Here is a 13687-nt window from a genome sequence, read left to right as displayed (position 1 = left end):
GCTCAGGCTTCAAGAGGACACTGGGACATGTACAAGCTTTTTTTCCGTCTGGTTTTCAAACGGATGGACCCCGAACAGGCTCACCATCTGGCCTTCCGCTGGATCCGCCTCGCCGTCCGCACCCCCGTGCTGCGCACCTTCGTCGCGGCCGCGCTCGCGCCGCGCTACAAGGAGCTGCGCACGGAGGCGTTCGGGCTGCGGATGCACGGCCCCTTCGGACTGGCGGCCGGCTTCGACAAGAACGCCGTCGCGATCGACGGGATGTCGATGCTCGGCTTCGACCACGTCGAGATCGGCACGGTGACCGGGGAGCCGCAGCCGGGCAACCCGAAGAAGCGGCTGTTCCGCCTCGTGGCGGACCGGGCGCTCATCAACCGCATGGGCTTCAACAACGAGGGTTCCCTGGCGGTGGCGGCCCGTCTCGCCGCGCGTGAGCCGGTCTTCAGGACCGTCGTGGGCGTGAACATCGGCAAGACCAAGGTCGTCCCGGAGGCCGAGGCCGTCGGCGACTACGTGAAGTCGACCGAGCGGCTGGCGCCGTACGCCGACTACCTGGTCGTCAACGTCTCGTCCCCGAACACGCCGGGCCTGCGCAACCTCCAGGCGACCGAGGCCCTGCGTCCGCTGCTGAGCGCCGTACGCGAGGCCGCCGACCGTACGGTCACCACGCGGCGCGTTCCGCTCCTGGTGAAGATCGCGCCGGACCTCGCCGACGAGGACGTCGACGCCGTCGCCGACCTCGCCGTGGAGCTGGGCCTGGACGGGATCATCGCCACGAACACCACCATCGCGCGCGAGGGACTCGGCCTGAAGTCCGCGCCCTCCCTGGTGAAGGAGACCGGCGGCCTCTCCGGCGCCCCGCTGAAAACGCGCTCCCTGGAGGTGCTGCGCCGCCTCTACGCGCGCGTGGGCGACCGCATCACCCTCGTGGGCGTCGGCGGCATCGAGAACGCCGAGGACGCTTGGCAGCGCATCCTGGCCGGTGCCACGCTCGTACAGGGCTACAGCGCGTTCATCTACGAGGGGCCCTTCTGGGGCCGCGCCATCCACAAGGGGCTCGCCGCACGGCTGCGCACAAGCCCCTACGCCACCCTCGCCGACGCGGTCGGCGCCGACGTGAGGAAGCCCGCATGACGACTTCTCCGGAGCCCTTCGGCGCGCGCCTGCGCCGGTCCATGGACGAGCGCGGCCCGCTGTGCGTCGGCATCGACCCGCACGCCTCGCTGCTCGCCGAGTGGGGCCTGAACGACGACGTGGCGGGCCTGGAGCGGTTCAGCCGCACGGTCGTCGAGGCGGTGGCCGAGCGGGTCGCCGTGCTCAAGCCGCAGAGCGCCTTCTTCGAGCGCTTCGGGTCGCGTGGCATCGCCGTCCTGGAGAAGTCGGTGGAGGAGGCGCGGGCGGCCGGGGCGCTGATCGTCATGGACGCCAAGCGCGGCGACATCGGCTCCACGATGGCCGCCTACGCGGAGTCCTTTCTGAGGAAGGACGCCCCGCTGTTCTCGGACGCGCTGACCGTCTCGCCGTACCTCGGTTACGGGTCGCTCGGGCCGGCCGTGGAACTGGCGCGCGAGAGCGGCGCCGGGCTCTTCGTGCTCGCACTGACCTCCAACCCGGAGGGCGGGGAGGTGCAGCACGCCATGCGGGCCGACGGCCGCAGCGTCGGAGCGACGATGCTTGCCCACCTTGCCGCCGAGAACGCGGGGGAGGAGCCCCTCGGCTCGTTCGGCGCGGTCGTCGGCGCCACGCTCGGCGACCTGTCGTCGTACGACCTGGACATCAACGGACCGCTCCTCGCGCCCGGCATCGGCGCCCAGGGCGCTACCCCGGCCGACCTTCCCGGGGTCTTCGGGGCGGCGGTGCGCAACGTCGTGCCGAACGTGAGCCGGGGGGTCCTGCGGCACGGTCCCGACGTCGTCACGCTGCGTGAGGCCGCGGAACGCTTCGCGGAGGAGATCCGGGCCGCCGTGGCGGCCGGTTAGACCTTCCGCCGGCCTCGCGGGAGACCCGCGAGGAGTGCCTCGGGGACGGCTTGAGTCTGAATACATCCTCAAATCAGGGGCAATATGTCCGAAAAGTCGGGCTCGGCGGAGGCTGACCAGGACTTTTCCTCTGTTCTCGCTGACTCAGGCGCACTTGCCCGCTAGTCTCCGACGAGTGAGGGCACCTCCCACGCCCTCAAGGTAGTGGGGGAGAACGGGCAAGCGTGTTGCTCGTAGCTCCCCAGGTGTGGGGCGACTAGGTTCCTCACCGGTCCGTATCCGATCAGTTCGACATCCGAGGTGACGTAGGCGTGGCTCTTCCGCCCCTTACCCCTGAACAGCGCGCAGCCGCGCTCGAAAAGGCCGCCGCGGCTCGCCGGGAGCGGGCCGAGGTCAAGAATCGACTCAAGCACTCCGGCGCCTCCCTTCACGAGGTCATCAAGCAGGGCCAGGAGAACGACGTCATCGGCAAGATGAAGGTCTCCGCCCTGCTCGAGTCCCTGCCGGGCGTGGGCAAGGTCCGCGCCAAGCAGATCATGGAGCGACTCGGGATCTCCGAGAGCCGCCGCGTGCGTGGCCTCGGCTCCAACCAGATCGCCTCCCTGGAGCGCGAGTTCGGCAGCACCGCCAGCTGAGTCCGGGGCACCCCGGGATTGCTGGAATAATCGCTGCATGAGTGAACGTCCGCGGCTGACCGTGCTCTCCGGCCCCTCCGGGGTCGGCAAGAGCACGGTCGTCGCCCATATGCGCAAGGAACACCCCGAGGTCTGGCTCTCGGTCTCGGCGACGACCCGCAAGCCCCGCCCCGGCGAGCAGCACGGAGTCCACTACTTCTTCGTCACCGACGAGGAGATGGACAAGCTGATCGCCAACGGCGAGCTGCTGGAGTGGGCGGAGTTCGCCGGCAACCGCTACGGCACCCCGCGGGCGGCCGTGCTGGAGCACCTGGAGGCCGGTGTGCCGGTGCTGCTGGAGATCGACCTCCAGGGTGCCCGGCAGGTCCGCGAGTCCATGCCCGAGGGTCGGCTGGTGTTCCTGGCTCCTCCTTCCTGGGAGGAGCTGGTGCGCAGACTCACCGGACGGGGCACCGAGCCGCCCGAGGTGATCGAGCGCCGCCTGGAGGCGGCCAAGATCGAGCTGGCGGCCGAGCCCGAGTTCGATGTGACCCTGGTCAACACCTCCGTCGAGGATGTGGCGCGCGAGCTGCTAGCCTTGATGAACGTTGTGTGATCAGGGTTGTGTGATCAGGTCTGATCTTTCCCATCTTTCGGAAGGTAGAGCGTGTCCTCTTCCATCACCGCGCCCGAGGGCATCATCAACCCGCCGATCGACGAGCTCCTCGAGGCCACCGACTCGAAGTACAGCCTCGTGATCTATGCGGCCAAGCGGGCCCGCCAGATCAACGCGTACTACTCGCAGCTCGGTGAGGGCCTCCTCGAGTACGTCGGTCCGCTCGTCGACACCCACGTCCACGAGAAGCCGCTCTCGATCGCCCTGCGCGAGATCAACGCGGGTCTGCTGACGTCCGAGGCCATCGAGGGCCCGGCGCAGTAATCAGCTGCAGTAAGTCATATCTGCAGACCGCAGTAGGTTTTTCCACAGGCCCGACAGCACATCTGTCGGGCCTGTGGTGTGTCATAGACCCGTACGCCGATGAGCCGCGGCGTACGGGTGTCGAGTGCAGGGAGGCCCGGTGGGCAAGCCGAAGGTCGTTCTGGGGGTCAGTGGCGGGATCGCCGCGTACAAGGCGTGCGAGCTGCTGCGCAGACTGGCCGAGTCCGGACATGACGTGCGCGTCGTGCCGACCGCCTCCGCGCTGCACTTCGTCGGCGCCGCGACATGGTCCGCCCTCTCCGGCAACCCCGTGTCGACCGAGGTCTGGGACGACGTCCACGAGGTTCCGCACGTCCGCATCGGCCAGCACGCCGACCTCGTGGTCGTCGCCCCGGCCACGGCCGACATGCTCGCCAAGGCGGCCCACGGCCTCGCCGACGACCTTCTGACCAACACACTCCTCACCGCCCGCTGCCCGGTCGTCTTCGCGCCCGCCATGCACACGGAGATGTGGGAACACCCGGCCACTCAGGAGAACGTGGCGACGCTGCGCCGCCGGGGCGCCGTCGTCATCGAACCGGCGGTCGGCCGCCTGACCGGTGTCGACACGGGCAAGGGCCGACTGCCCGACCCGGCCGAGATCTTCGAGGTCTGCCGCCGGGTGCTGGCGCGGGGCGTGGCCGAGCCGGACCTCAAGGGCCGCCATGTCGTCGTCAGCGCCGGTGGCACCCGCGAGCCCCTCGACCCCGTCCGCTTCCTCGGCAACCGCTCCTCCGGCAAGCAGGGCTACGCCCTCGCCCGGACGGCCGCGGCCCGGGGCGCACGCGTCACACTGGTCGCCGCGAACACGGGCCTGCCCGACCCGGCCGGAGTGGACGTCATACAGGTAGGGACCGCGGTCCAGATGCGCGAGGCGGTGCTGAAGGCGTCGGCGGACGCGGACGCCGTGGTGATGGCGGCGGCGGTGGCGGACTTCCGTCCGGCCGTCTACGCCTCCGGAAAGATCAAGAAAAAGGACGGCCAGGACCCGGAGCCCATCGCCCTGGTGAGGAATCCGGACATTCTTGCGGAGATTTCGGCCGACCGCGCCCGCCCGGGCCAGGTGGTCGTCGGTTTCGCCGCGGAGACGGACGACGTGCTGGCCAACGGCCGTACGAAGCTGGAGCGCAAGGGCTGCGACCTGCTCGTGGTGAACGAGGTGGGGGAGCGCAAGACCTTCGGCTCCGAGGAGAACGAGGCGGTCGTGCTGGGCGCCGACGGCAGTGAGACCCCGGTGCCGTACGGGCCGAAGGAAGCGTTGGCCGAGACGGTATGGGATCTCGTGGCCCGTCGGCTGGGCTGAATGTTGCATTCCTCTCGCGGCTCGCTGAAACCGGGGACATTGAGGCGTGGCGACTCTGGAAATGAGAGCTCGGCATTGGGCAGAATGCCCGTGCCGCAGGTCACAGCGCTCCCGAGAGGCGAGACACGTGGGCCGGTGGCTGAGCGCGACCGATAAACTGTTCTCGGACGACGCCGGGCGCAGCCCCCGTCCCGTCCGCCAATGATCAGCCAGCAGCCGCTGCAACCACAGGGAGCGTTGTGTCCCGTCGCCTGTTCACCTCGGAGTCCGTGACCGAGGGTCACCCCGACAAGATCGCTGACCAGATCAGCGACACCATTCTCGACGCGCTTCTCCGAGAGGACCCGACATCCCGGGTCGCCGTGGAGACGCTGATCACGACCGGCCTGGTGCACGTGGCCGGCGAGGTCACGACCAAGGCCTACGCGGACATCGCGACGCTGGTCCGCAACACAATCCTGGAGATCGGCTACGACTCGTCGAAGAAGGGCTTCGACGGCGCGTCCTGTGGTGTCTCGGTGTCGATCGGCGCGCAGTCCCCGGACATCGCCCAGGGCGTGGACACGGCGTACGAGTCGCGTGTCGAGGGCGACGACGACGAACTGGACCGCCAGGGCGCCGGTGACCAGGGCCTGATGTTCGGCTACGCGACGGACGAGACCCCGACGCTGATGCCGCTGCCGATCTTCCTGGCGCACCGCCTGTCCAAGCGCCTCTCCGATGTCCGCAAGAACGGCACGATCCCGTACCTGCGCCCGGACGGAAAGACCCAGGTCACCATCGAGTACGACGGTGACAAGGCGGTCCGCCTGGACACGGTGGTCATCTCCTCGCAGCACGCGAGCGACATCGACCTCGAGTCGCTCCTGGCCCCCGACATCCGCGAGTTCGTGGTCGAGCCGGAGCTCAAGGCCCTGCTGGACGACGGCATCAAGCTGGACACCGAGGGCTACCGCCTTCTGGTCAACCCCACCGGCCGCTTCGAGATCGGCGGTCCGATGGGTGACGCGGGCCTCACCGGCCGCAAGATCATCATCGACACGTACGGCGGCATGGCCCGCCACGGCGGCGGCGCGTTCTCCGGCAAGGACCCGTCCAAGGTGGACCGCTCGGCGGCGTACGCGATGCGCTGGGTCGCCAAGAACGTCGTCGCCGCGGGCCTGGCGTCCCGCTGCGAGGTCCAGGTCGCGTACGCGATCGGCAAGGCCGAGCCGGTGGGCCTGTTCGTCGAGACCTTCGGCACGGCCAAGGTCGACGCCGAGAAGATCGAGAGCGCGATCACCGAGGTCTTCGACCTCCGCCCGGCCGCGATCATCCGCGACCTCGACCTGCTCCGCCCGATCTACGCCCAGACGGCGGCGTACGGCCACTTCGGCCGCGAGCTCCCCGACTTCACATGGGAGCGCACGGACCGGGTGGAGGCGCTGCGGAAGGCGGCCGGGCTGTAAGCCCTCCTGCGCTCGTACGACGAGGCCCGGCGCCCTTCTGGGGGGCCGGGCCTCGGCGCGTCGGAAATGAGTGGTCGGCCCTCGGAAATGAGTGGCCGGGTGGGCTTGTGGGTTCCTAGGCTGATGATCTCCCGGTGCGAGGGCTGCGGTTGCTTCGGTGGAGCGCGCTGTGGCGTGCTGTGAAACTTGGGATTTTCGCCGTCGCCGGACTGAACTCGGGATCCTGGCCGGTGCGTGCGGGGCTGTGAGGGCCTCTGACATGCGCCGGTGTCAGAGGTGTTTGGTAAGAATGCAAGCGTGAGCAGCGGGAACGGGCAGCAGCGGGCGGGCGGGGAAGAGGCCGCGCCGCCCGAGCAGCTTGCACTGATGCGGGAGGCCGTGCGCAAGGCCAAGGAGCCCAGGGCCAAGCCGCGGACGTGGCGGGGAGCCGCGTTGGCCAGGGAGCTGCCCGTCGCGCGCGTACTGGTCGACAAGGGTGTGCTGCATCTCGACCGGTACTTCGACTATGCGGTGCCCGAGGAGCTCGACGCCGTGGCCCGGCCCGGGGTGAGGGTCCGCGTGCGGTTCGGCGCCGGCGGGCGCAACGTGCGGGAAGGTCGGCGCGAGGGGGGCGGGCTCATCGACGGATTTCTCGTCGAGCGCGTGGCCGAGTCCGACTACTCGGGGCCCCTCGCCGCGCTCGCCCAGGTCGTGTCGCCCGAACCCGTCCTTTCCCCCGAGCTGCTCGGGCTCGCCCGGGCCGTTGCCGACCGGTATGCGGGGAGCGTCGCCGATGTGCTGCAGCTCGCCGTTCCGCCTCGGCACGCCAGGGCGGAGGCCGCGGAGATGGGGCCGCCGCCCGCGCCGCCTTCCGCGCCCGATCCCAAGTCCTGGCGACGCTACGGGCGGGGAGCGGAGTTCCTCGGGTCACTGGCCTCCGGCGGTTCGCCCCGGGCCGTATGGACCGCCCTGCCCGGGCCCCAATGGGCGGAAGAGATCGCTCTGGCCGTGCAGGCGACGCTTGCCTCCGGGCGCGGGGCGTTGGTCGTCGTGCCCGCCGGGCGGCCCGCCGCACGGGTCGACGCCGCGCTGCGGGGGCTGATCGGGGACGGGCAGCACGCGCTGCTGACCGCCGACGCCGGGCAGGAGCGCCGGTACCGGGAGTGGCTCGCCGTGCGGCGCGGTGCCGTGCGCGCCGTCGTCGGCACGCGAGCCGCCATGTTCGCGCCCGTACGCAATCTCGGGCTCGTCGTCGTCTGGGACGACGGGGACGCCAGTCACAGTGACGACAACGCTCCCTTCCCGCATGTCCGTGAAGTGCTCGAACTGCGCGCCTCACGCGACAAGTGCGCCTTCCTGCTGGGCGGTTGGGGCTGCACCGTCGAGGCCGCCCAGCTCGTCGAGAGCGGGTGGGCCGCGCCGCTCGTCGCCGATCGCGAGCAGGTGCGGGCCGCCGCGCCCCTGGTGCGGACCGTGGGGGACGGGGACCTCGCCCGGGACGAGGCGGCCAGGGCGGCGCGCCTGCCGACGCTCGCCTGGGAGGTCGTACGGGAAGGGCTGCGGCACGGCCCCGTGCTCGTGCAGGTGCCCCGGCGTGGCTACGTGCCCCGGATGGCCTGCGCGCAGTGCCGTGCCCCCGCCCGGTGCCGGCACTGTGCCGGGCCCCTGGCCGCTCAGGACGCCGGGGAGCTGCGGTGCTGTTGGTGCGGGCGGGAGGAGACCTCCTGGCACTGTCCGGAGTGCGGCGGGTTCCGGCTGCGGGCGCAGGTCGTGGGGGCGCGACGGACCGCCGAGGAACTGGGACGCGCGTTCCCGGCCGTTCCGGTGCGGACCTCGGGGCGTGAGCAGGTGCTGGACACGGTGCCGTCGACATCGGCGCTCGTCGTCAGCACCCCCGGGGCCGAGCCCGTCGCCGAGGGAGGGTACGCGGCCGCGCTGCTCCTCGACGGCTGGGCCATGCTTTCCCGGCCCGACCTGCGCGCGGGGGAGGACGCACTGCGACGGTGGATCGGAGCGGGTGCGCTCGTGCGACCGCAGTCGGCGGGTGGAACCGTCGTGGTCGTGGCCGAACCGACCCTGCGGCCTGTTCAGGCGCTCGTCCGGTGGGACCCCGTCGGGCACGCGGTGCGCGAGCTTGCCGAGCGTGCCGAGCTGGGATTCCCGCCGGTGTCGCGGATGGCCGCCGTGTCGGGGAAGGCCGAGGCCGTGGCGGAGTTTCTTCGTGGCGCCGAATTGCCGCCGGACGCCGAGGTGTTGGGGCCGGTGCCCGTGCCGGTCGGCGAGGCCGGGCGGCCGCGACGGGCCGGAGGGCCGCCGCCGGGTGAGCGGTGGGAGCGGGCACTCGTCCGAGTGCGGCCCGGGAGCGGTGCCGCGTTGGCCTCCGCGCTGAAGACCGCGCTGGCGGCCCGGACGGCGCGTGGAGGGAGCGGCGGGAGCGGAGGCAGTGACGCGGTGCGGATTCGGATTGATCCGCCGGACATCGGATGAGTTCCGATCGGGGTTCGATTTGCGCGCCTTGCTTCGCCTTGCTTCGCCTTGCTTCGCCTTGCTTCGCCTTGCTTAGCTTCGCCCCGTTTCGCCCCGCTTCGCCTCGCGTCGCCTCGCGTCGAGGCGGCGGCCGATGTGGCCGCGCTTCCCGCGCTCCTCGGCGCTGCGGCGCCCTTCTCGCGCCTTTCGGCGCCCCGCGGTGCGGCCGGACATCCCTCGCACGGCCGTGCCCGCGAGCCGGTGTGCGGCGCGGCCGTACGGCTGCCTCCCGGTGGCCCGGGAGGCAGACAGGAGGGCGGCTCAGCCGTTGCGCGGGCCGGGGAACGCCGTCGGCCTCACCTCGTCGCGGAGGGTGGGGCTGCCGGCCGTCGGCTGAGTCGGCATCGAGCGGGCCGCGGGGACCGTGGGGATACCCGCGCCCACGTTGAGCGTGCGGGTGCCGGACGGCTCCGGCGAGCGCTCGGTCTCGGCGGCTGCCTGGGCGGCGGCGCGGCGGGCGCCGTAGCGGCGGTGGACCGCCTGCTTGGTGACTCCGAGTGCTGAGCCCACGGCGTCCCACGAGAAGCCGAGTGAACGGTCGAAGTCCACGGCCGCCGTGACCAGCGTCTCGACGCTGTCCCGCAGTTCCTGGGCGAGGCGGACGGTCGGGGCGGGGGCGCGTCCGTAGACGACGAAGCCTGTGGACGGGCCGGAGCGGCGCGGGCGGTAGACGTTGCCCAACTGGGCGGTGAGGGTGCGCAGTGCGTCCACCTGCCGGCGGACCCGTTCGATGTCCCGCACCAGCAAGTGCAGGCTGGCCCGGGCCTGGGCGTCGTGGGTTGCGTGGTCGGCCATGAACAAGCCTCTCGAACCGGCGTTGAAAAGGGTCGGGCCGCGATCGCGGCGGCCCGTTGCGGTCAACTCTTTCTTGACCAACGCGCTTTTTGGTCTGTGGTCACGGTGCGGGGGCGTAAGGGCATATGCGTACGCCCCCGAGGGGTGATGCGTGCATGTGTACGACCCCGGAGCGGGCATGCGTGTACACACCACGAGGGGTGGCTCGCGCATGTGTACGCCCCGAGGGGTGATGTGCGAAGGAGTACGCCCGAGGGCGTTTCGCGCGTATGCATGCCCCGAGAGGCGAGGCGAGCCGCGCGCCGTGAGTCGCACGTGCCCCGCGTCATGACGGCCGTCGCGCCCCGGGCACCCCGGCCCCATAGACTGGTGCGCTGCCCGTACGCCTTCGCGCAGCCGGACGCGTGTGGGTCCGTCAGAGCTCCCGCCCGAGAGGCCGTCACTCACCCATGAGGCTTGTCTTCGCAGGTACCCCCGAAGTCGCCGTTCCCGCGCTGGACGCCCTGCTCGCGTCCGGGCGGCACGAGGTGGCCGCCGTCGTCACGCGGCCCGACGCACCGGCGGGGCGTGGGCGTAGGCTCGTCGCCAGTCCCGTCGCCGAGCGGGCGGAGGAGGCCGGGATCGAGGTCCTCAAGCCGAACAGGCCCCGGGACGAGGACTTCCTCGCGCGGCTGCGGGAGATCGCGCCCGACTGCTGTCCCGTCGTCGCCTACGGTGCGCTCCTGCCCCGCGTCGCCCTCGACATCCCCGCCCACGGCTGGGTCAACCTGCACTTCTCCCTGCTGCCCGCCTGGCGCGGTGCCGCCCCCGTGCAGCACTCCCTCCTGGCGGGCGACGAGATCACCGGCGCCTCCACCTTCCTGATCGAGGAAGGGCTCGACTCCGGGCCCGTCTACGGCACCATCACCGAGCAGGTCCGGCCCACCGACACCAGCGGCGACCTGCTCACCCGCCTCGCCTTCGCCGGTGCCGGACTGCTCGCCGCCACCATGGACGGGATCGAGGACGGCACCCTCAAGGCCGTTCCCCAGCCCGCCGAGGGCGTCACGCTCGCGCCGAAGATCACCGTCGAGGACGCCCACGTCGACTGGTCCACGCCCGCGCTCCGCGTCGACCGCGTGGTGCGCGCCTGCACGCCCGCGCCCGGCGCCTGGACCACCTTCCGCGGCGAGCGGCTCAAGCTCATCCAGGTCGCGCTTGTGACGGAGCGGACGGATCTCGCCCCGGGGCAGCTTTCCGTGGGCAAGAACAACGTGCATGTCGGCACCGGTTCGTACGCCGTCGAGCTGGTGTGGGTGCAGGCGCAGGGCAAGAAGCCGATGCGGGCCGCCGACTGGGCGCGCGGGGTGCGGATCGGCGCCACGGAGGCCCTCGGGAGCTGATCTGTCATTCGGATTTGGTCGTCGCCGCCGGGCGTCACGGCGGCAATGGCCCTTCCGGCCCGTTCCACCACCCTTCCGACGTACGCGTACGCTGGAAAGCGCACGTCATCCCACACCCGGAGCACCTTTTCGTGAGCGACCAGCCTCGTCGTCCCCGCAAGCCCGGCAAGCCCTACCGCCGGCCCCAGAAGGACCCCGTCCGCATCCTCGCCTTCGACGCGCTGCGGGCCGTCGACGAGCGGGACGCGTATGCGAACCTCGTCCTGCCGCCGCTGCTGCGCAAGGCGCGCGAGAAGGGCGACTTCGACGTCCGGGACGCTGCGCTCGCCACCGAGCTGGTGTACGGGACGCTGCGTCGGCAGGGGACGTACGACGCCATCGTCGCGGCCTGTGTCGACCGGCCGCTGCGCGATGTCGATCCGCCCGTCCTCGACGTGTTGAGCCTCGGCGTCCATCAGCTGCTGGGGACCCGGATCCCCACTCACGCCGCGGTGTCCGCCACCGTCGAGCTCGCCCGCGTCGTGCTCGGCGACGGGCGGGCCAAGTTCGTCAACGCCGTGCTGCGCAAGGTCGCCCAGGACGACCTCGACGGCTGGCTGGAGCGGGTGGCGCCGCCGTACGACGAGGACCCCGAGGACCATCTGGCCGTCGTGCACTCGCACCCCCGCTGGGTCGTGTCCGCCCTGTGGGACGCCCTCGGCGGCGGGCGCGCCGGAATCGAGGATCTCCTCGAAGCCGACAACGAGCGGCCCGAGGTCACGCTCGTCGCCCGTCCGGGACGTGCCACCACCGAGGAACTCCTGCGTGAGGAGGCGGCGGTGCCGGGGCGCTGGTCGCCCTACGCCGTCCGGCTCACCGAGGGCGGCGAGCCCGGTGCCGTGGAGGCCGTACGGGAAGGACGTGCGGGGGTACAGGACGAGGGCAGCCAGCTCGTCGCCCTCGCCCTCGCGAACGCGCCTGTGGAGGGACCCGACGAGAAGTGGCTCGACGGGTGTGCGGGGCCCGGCGGCAAGGCGGCGCTGCTCGCCGCCGTGGCCGCCGAGCGCGGAGCCGTGCTGCTCGCCTCCGAGAGGCAGCCGCACCGGGCCGGGCTTGTGGCGAAGGCGCTCGCCGGGAACCCGGGGCCGTACCAGGTCATCGCCGCCGACGGGACCCGGCCGCCGTGGCGGTCCGGTACGTTCGACCGCGTCCTGATGGACGTGCCCTGTACGGGACTCGGTGCCCTGCGCCGCCGTCCCGAGGCCCGCTGGCGGCGCCGGCCCGAGGATCTCGAGGGGTTCGCGCCGTTGCAGCGCGCCCTGCTGCGTACGGCTCTGGACTCCGTACGGATCGGGGGCGTCGTCGGCTACGCCACCTGCTCGCCGCACCTGGCCGAGACCCGCGCGGTGGTCGACGACGTGCTCAAGCAGCACCCGGACGCCGAACTCATCGACGCCAGGCCGCTGCTCCCCGGCATACCGGCCCTCGGCGACGGCCCCGACATCCAGCTGTGGCCGCATCTGCACGGGACCGACGCGATGTACCTGGCGCTCATCCGCCGCACGGGCTGATTACTTGGGCGGTGATCTGCCGGGTGGGGCGGAGTGTCGGGCGTTCATCTGCTGCGTGGGGTGGGGTGTCGGGCGTTCATCTGCTGGGTGGGGCTGAGTACCGGGCGTTCATCTGCCGGGTGGGGCGGGGTGTCGGGCGGTGATCTGCCGGGTGGGGCTGAGTACCGGGCGTTGATCCGCCGGGTGGGGCTGAGCACCGGGCGTGCATCTGCCGGGTGGGGCTGGGTGCCGGGCGTTGTTCCGCCGACCGGGTCGCGCGTCTCCCGAGCGGCGCCGTGACCGCCGGGAGCAGCGACCGGCGGAAGCAGCGGCCGGTGGGTCGGGGGCGTCCACGAGTGGCGTCCGCACAGGGACCGTGGGGTGGAGCGCCGCCCCGCGGCGAGCTGCGGGACGGGACCGACGACAACAACCGTCGTCGGGCATGGCAGGCTTGGGTCATGGCCGTGCAGATCAACCCCAGCATCCTGTCCGCCGACTTCGCCCGCCTCGCCGAGGAGGCGAAGGCAGTGGAGGGCGCCGATTGGCTCCATGTCGACGTCATGGACAACCACTTCGTCCCGAACCTCACGCTCGGCGTGCCGGTCGTGGAGTCCCTGGTCCGGGCGACGGACACCCCGCTGGACTGCCATCTGATGATCCAGGACGCGGACCGATGGGCGCCCCAGTACGTCGAAGCGGGTGCGAGCTCCGTCACCTTCCACGCCGAGGCGGCCGCCGCGCCCGTGCGGCTCGCGCGTGAGATCCGGGCCAAGGGTGCCCGGGCCTCCATGGCCCTCAAGCCCGCGACGCCCATCGAGCCGTACGAGGACCTGCTGCCCGAGCTGGACATGCTGCTGATCATGACGGTCGAGCCCGGCTTCGGCGGCCAGGCGTTCCTGGACATCATGCTGCCCAAGATCCGCCGCACCCGTGAGCTGATCAGCAAGCACGGTCTGGAGCTGTGGCTGCAGGTCGATGGTGGAGTCTCGGCCTCCACCATCGAGCAGTGCGCGGAGGCGGGAGCGGACGTCTTCGTGGCAGGGTCGGCGGTGTACGGGGCGGCCGACCCATCCGCGGCGGTACGTGCATTGCGCACCCAGGCGGAGCGGGCCACGGCCCGTTCCTCGTGGGCGTGCGACGACTGAGCCAACGA

The 13687-nt window shown here is 71.6% G+C and carries 12 protein-coding genes; 11 read left to right on the top strand and 1 reads right to left on the bottom strand.

Going from position 1 to position 13687, the window contains the following annotated elements; translation table 11 throughout:
• Positions 1–27 precede the first annotated feature (27 nt).
• The 8 genes from Q2K21_RS22770 to Q2K21_RS22735 all read left to right on the top strand — a co-directional run bounded on the left by Q2K21_RS22770 (position 28) and on the right by Q2K21_RS22735 (position 8789).
• Positions 28–1134 carry a quinone-dependent dihydroorotate dehydrogenase gene (locus tag Q2K21_RS22770; protein WP_310774266.1) on the top strand — a complete coding sequence of 369 codons (1107 nt, stop codon included), beginning with the start codon at positions 28–30 and terminating at the stop codon, positions 1132–1134.
• Positions 1131–1979, top strand: coding sequence for an orotidine-5'-phosphate decarboxylase (pyrF, locus tag Q2K21_RS22765; protein WP_310774263.1), 849 nt, complete (start codon positions 1131–1133; stop codon positions 1977–1979). Before Q2K21_RS22770 ends, pyrF begins: the two co-directional genes overlap by 4 nt.
• Before the next feature lie 311 nt (positions 1980–2290).
• The gene (locus Q2K21_RS22760; protein WP_006607450.1) at positions 2291–2614 is read left to right on the top strand and encodes an integration host factor; all 324 of its coding nucleotides are present in this window, start codon (positions 2291–2293) and stop codon (positions 2612–2614) included.
• Between the two features lie 37 nt (positions 2615–2651).
• Complete coding sequence (gmk, locus tag Q2K21_RS22755; RefSeq protein ID WP_310774256.1) at positions 2652–3209, top strand: guanylate kinase; 558 nt, start codon at positions 2652–2654, stop codon at positions 3207–3209.
• Between the two features lie 51 nt (positions 3210–3260).
• The gene (gene rpoZ, locus Q2K21_RS22750; RefSeq protein ID WP_005319902.1) at positions 3261–3533 is read left to right on the top strand and encodes a DNA-directed RNA polymerase subunit omega; all 273 of its coding nucleotides are present in this window, start codon (positions 3261–3263) and stop codon (positions 3531–3533) included.
• Positions 3534–3672: 139 nt separating this feature from the next.
• Complete coding sequence (gene coaBC / locus Q2K21_RS22745) at positions 3673–4875, top strand: bifunctional phosphopantothenoylcysteine decarboxylase/phosphopantothenate--cysteine ligase CoaBC (protein ID WP_310774092.1); 1203 nt, start codon at positions 3673–3675, stop codon at positions 4873–4875.
• A 239-nt stretch (positions 4876–5114) separates the two neighbouring features.
• On the top strand, positions 5115–6323 hold the full coding sequence (metK, locus tag Q2K21_RS22740; protein ID WP_310774090.1) for a methionine adenosyltransferase: 1209 nt from the start codon (positions 5115–5117) through the stop codon (positions 6321–6323).
• A 297-nt stretch (positions 6324–6620) separates the two neighbouring features.
• Complete coding sequence (locus Q2K21_RS22735; RefSeq protein ID WP_310774088.1) at positions 6621–8789, top strand: primosomal protein N'; 2169 nt, start codon at positions 6621–6623, stop codon at positions 8787–8789.
• A gap of 300 nt (positions 8790–9089) precedes the next feature.
• On the opposite strand, the gene Q2K21_RS22730 is transcribed toward Q2K21_RS22735, so the two are convergent.
• Positions 9090–9623, bottom strand: a complete 534-nt coding sequence (locus tag Q2K21_RS22730) for a hypothetical protein (RefSeq protein WP_310774087.1) — start codon at positions 9621–9623, stop codon at positions 9090–9092.
• Positions 9624–10072: 449 nt separating this feature from the next.
• Between Q2K21_RS22730 and fmt the strand changes: the two genes are divergently transcribed.
• The 3 genes from fmt (at position 10073) to rpe (ending at position 13679) form a co-directional block, all read left to right on the top strand.
• Positions 10073–11005, top strand: a complete 933-nt coding sequence (gene fmt, locus Q2K21_RS22725; protein ID WP_310774085.1) for a methionyl-tRNA formyltransferase — start codon at positions 10073–10075, stop codon at positions 11003–11005.
• A gap of 131 nt (positions 11006–11136) precedes the next feature.
• Positions 11137–12555, top strand: coding sequence for an RsmB/NOP family class I SAM-dependent RNA methyltransferase (locus Q2K21_RS22720; RefSeq protein ID WP_310774083.1), 1419 nt, complete (start codon positions 11137–11139; stop codon positions 12553–12555).
• A 437-nt stretch (positions 12556–12992) separates the two neighbouring features.
• Positions 12993–13679 carry a ribulose-phosphate 3-epimerase gene (gene rpe / locus Q2K21_RS22715; RefSeq protein ID WP_310774081.1) on the top strand — a complete coding sequence of 229 codons (687 nt, stop codon included), beginning with the start codon at positions 12993–12995 and terminating at the stop codon, positions 13677–13679.
• Positions 13680–13687 lie beyond the last annotated feature (8 nt).

This window comes from Streptomyces sp. CGMCC 4.7035 (assembly GCF_031583065.1).
Classification (GTDB): Bacteria; Actinomycetota; Actinomycetes; order Streptomycetales; family Streptomycetaceae; genus Streptomyces; species Streptomyces yaanensis.
This window is presented reverse-complemented; position numbering and strand designations above follow the sequence as displayed.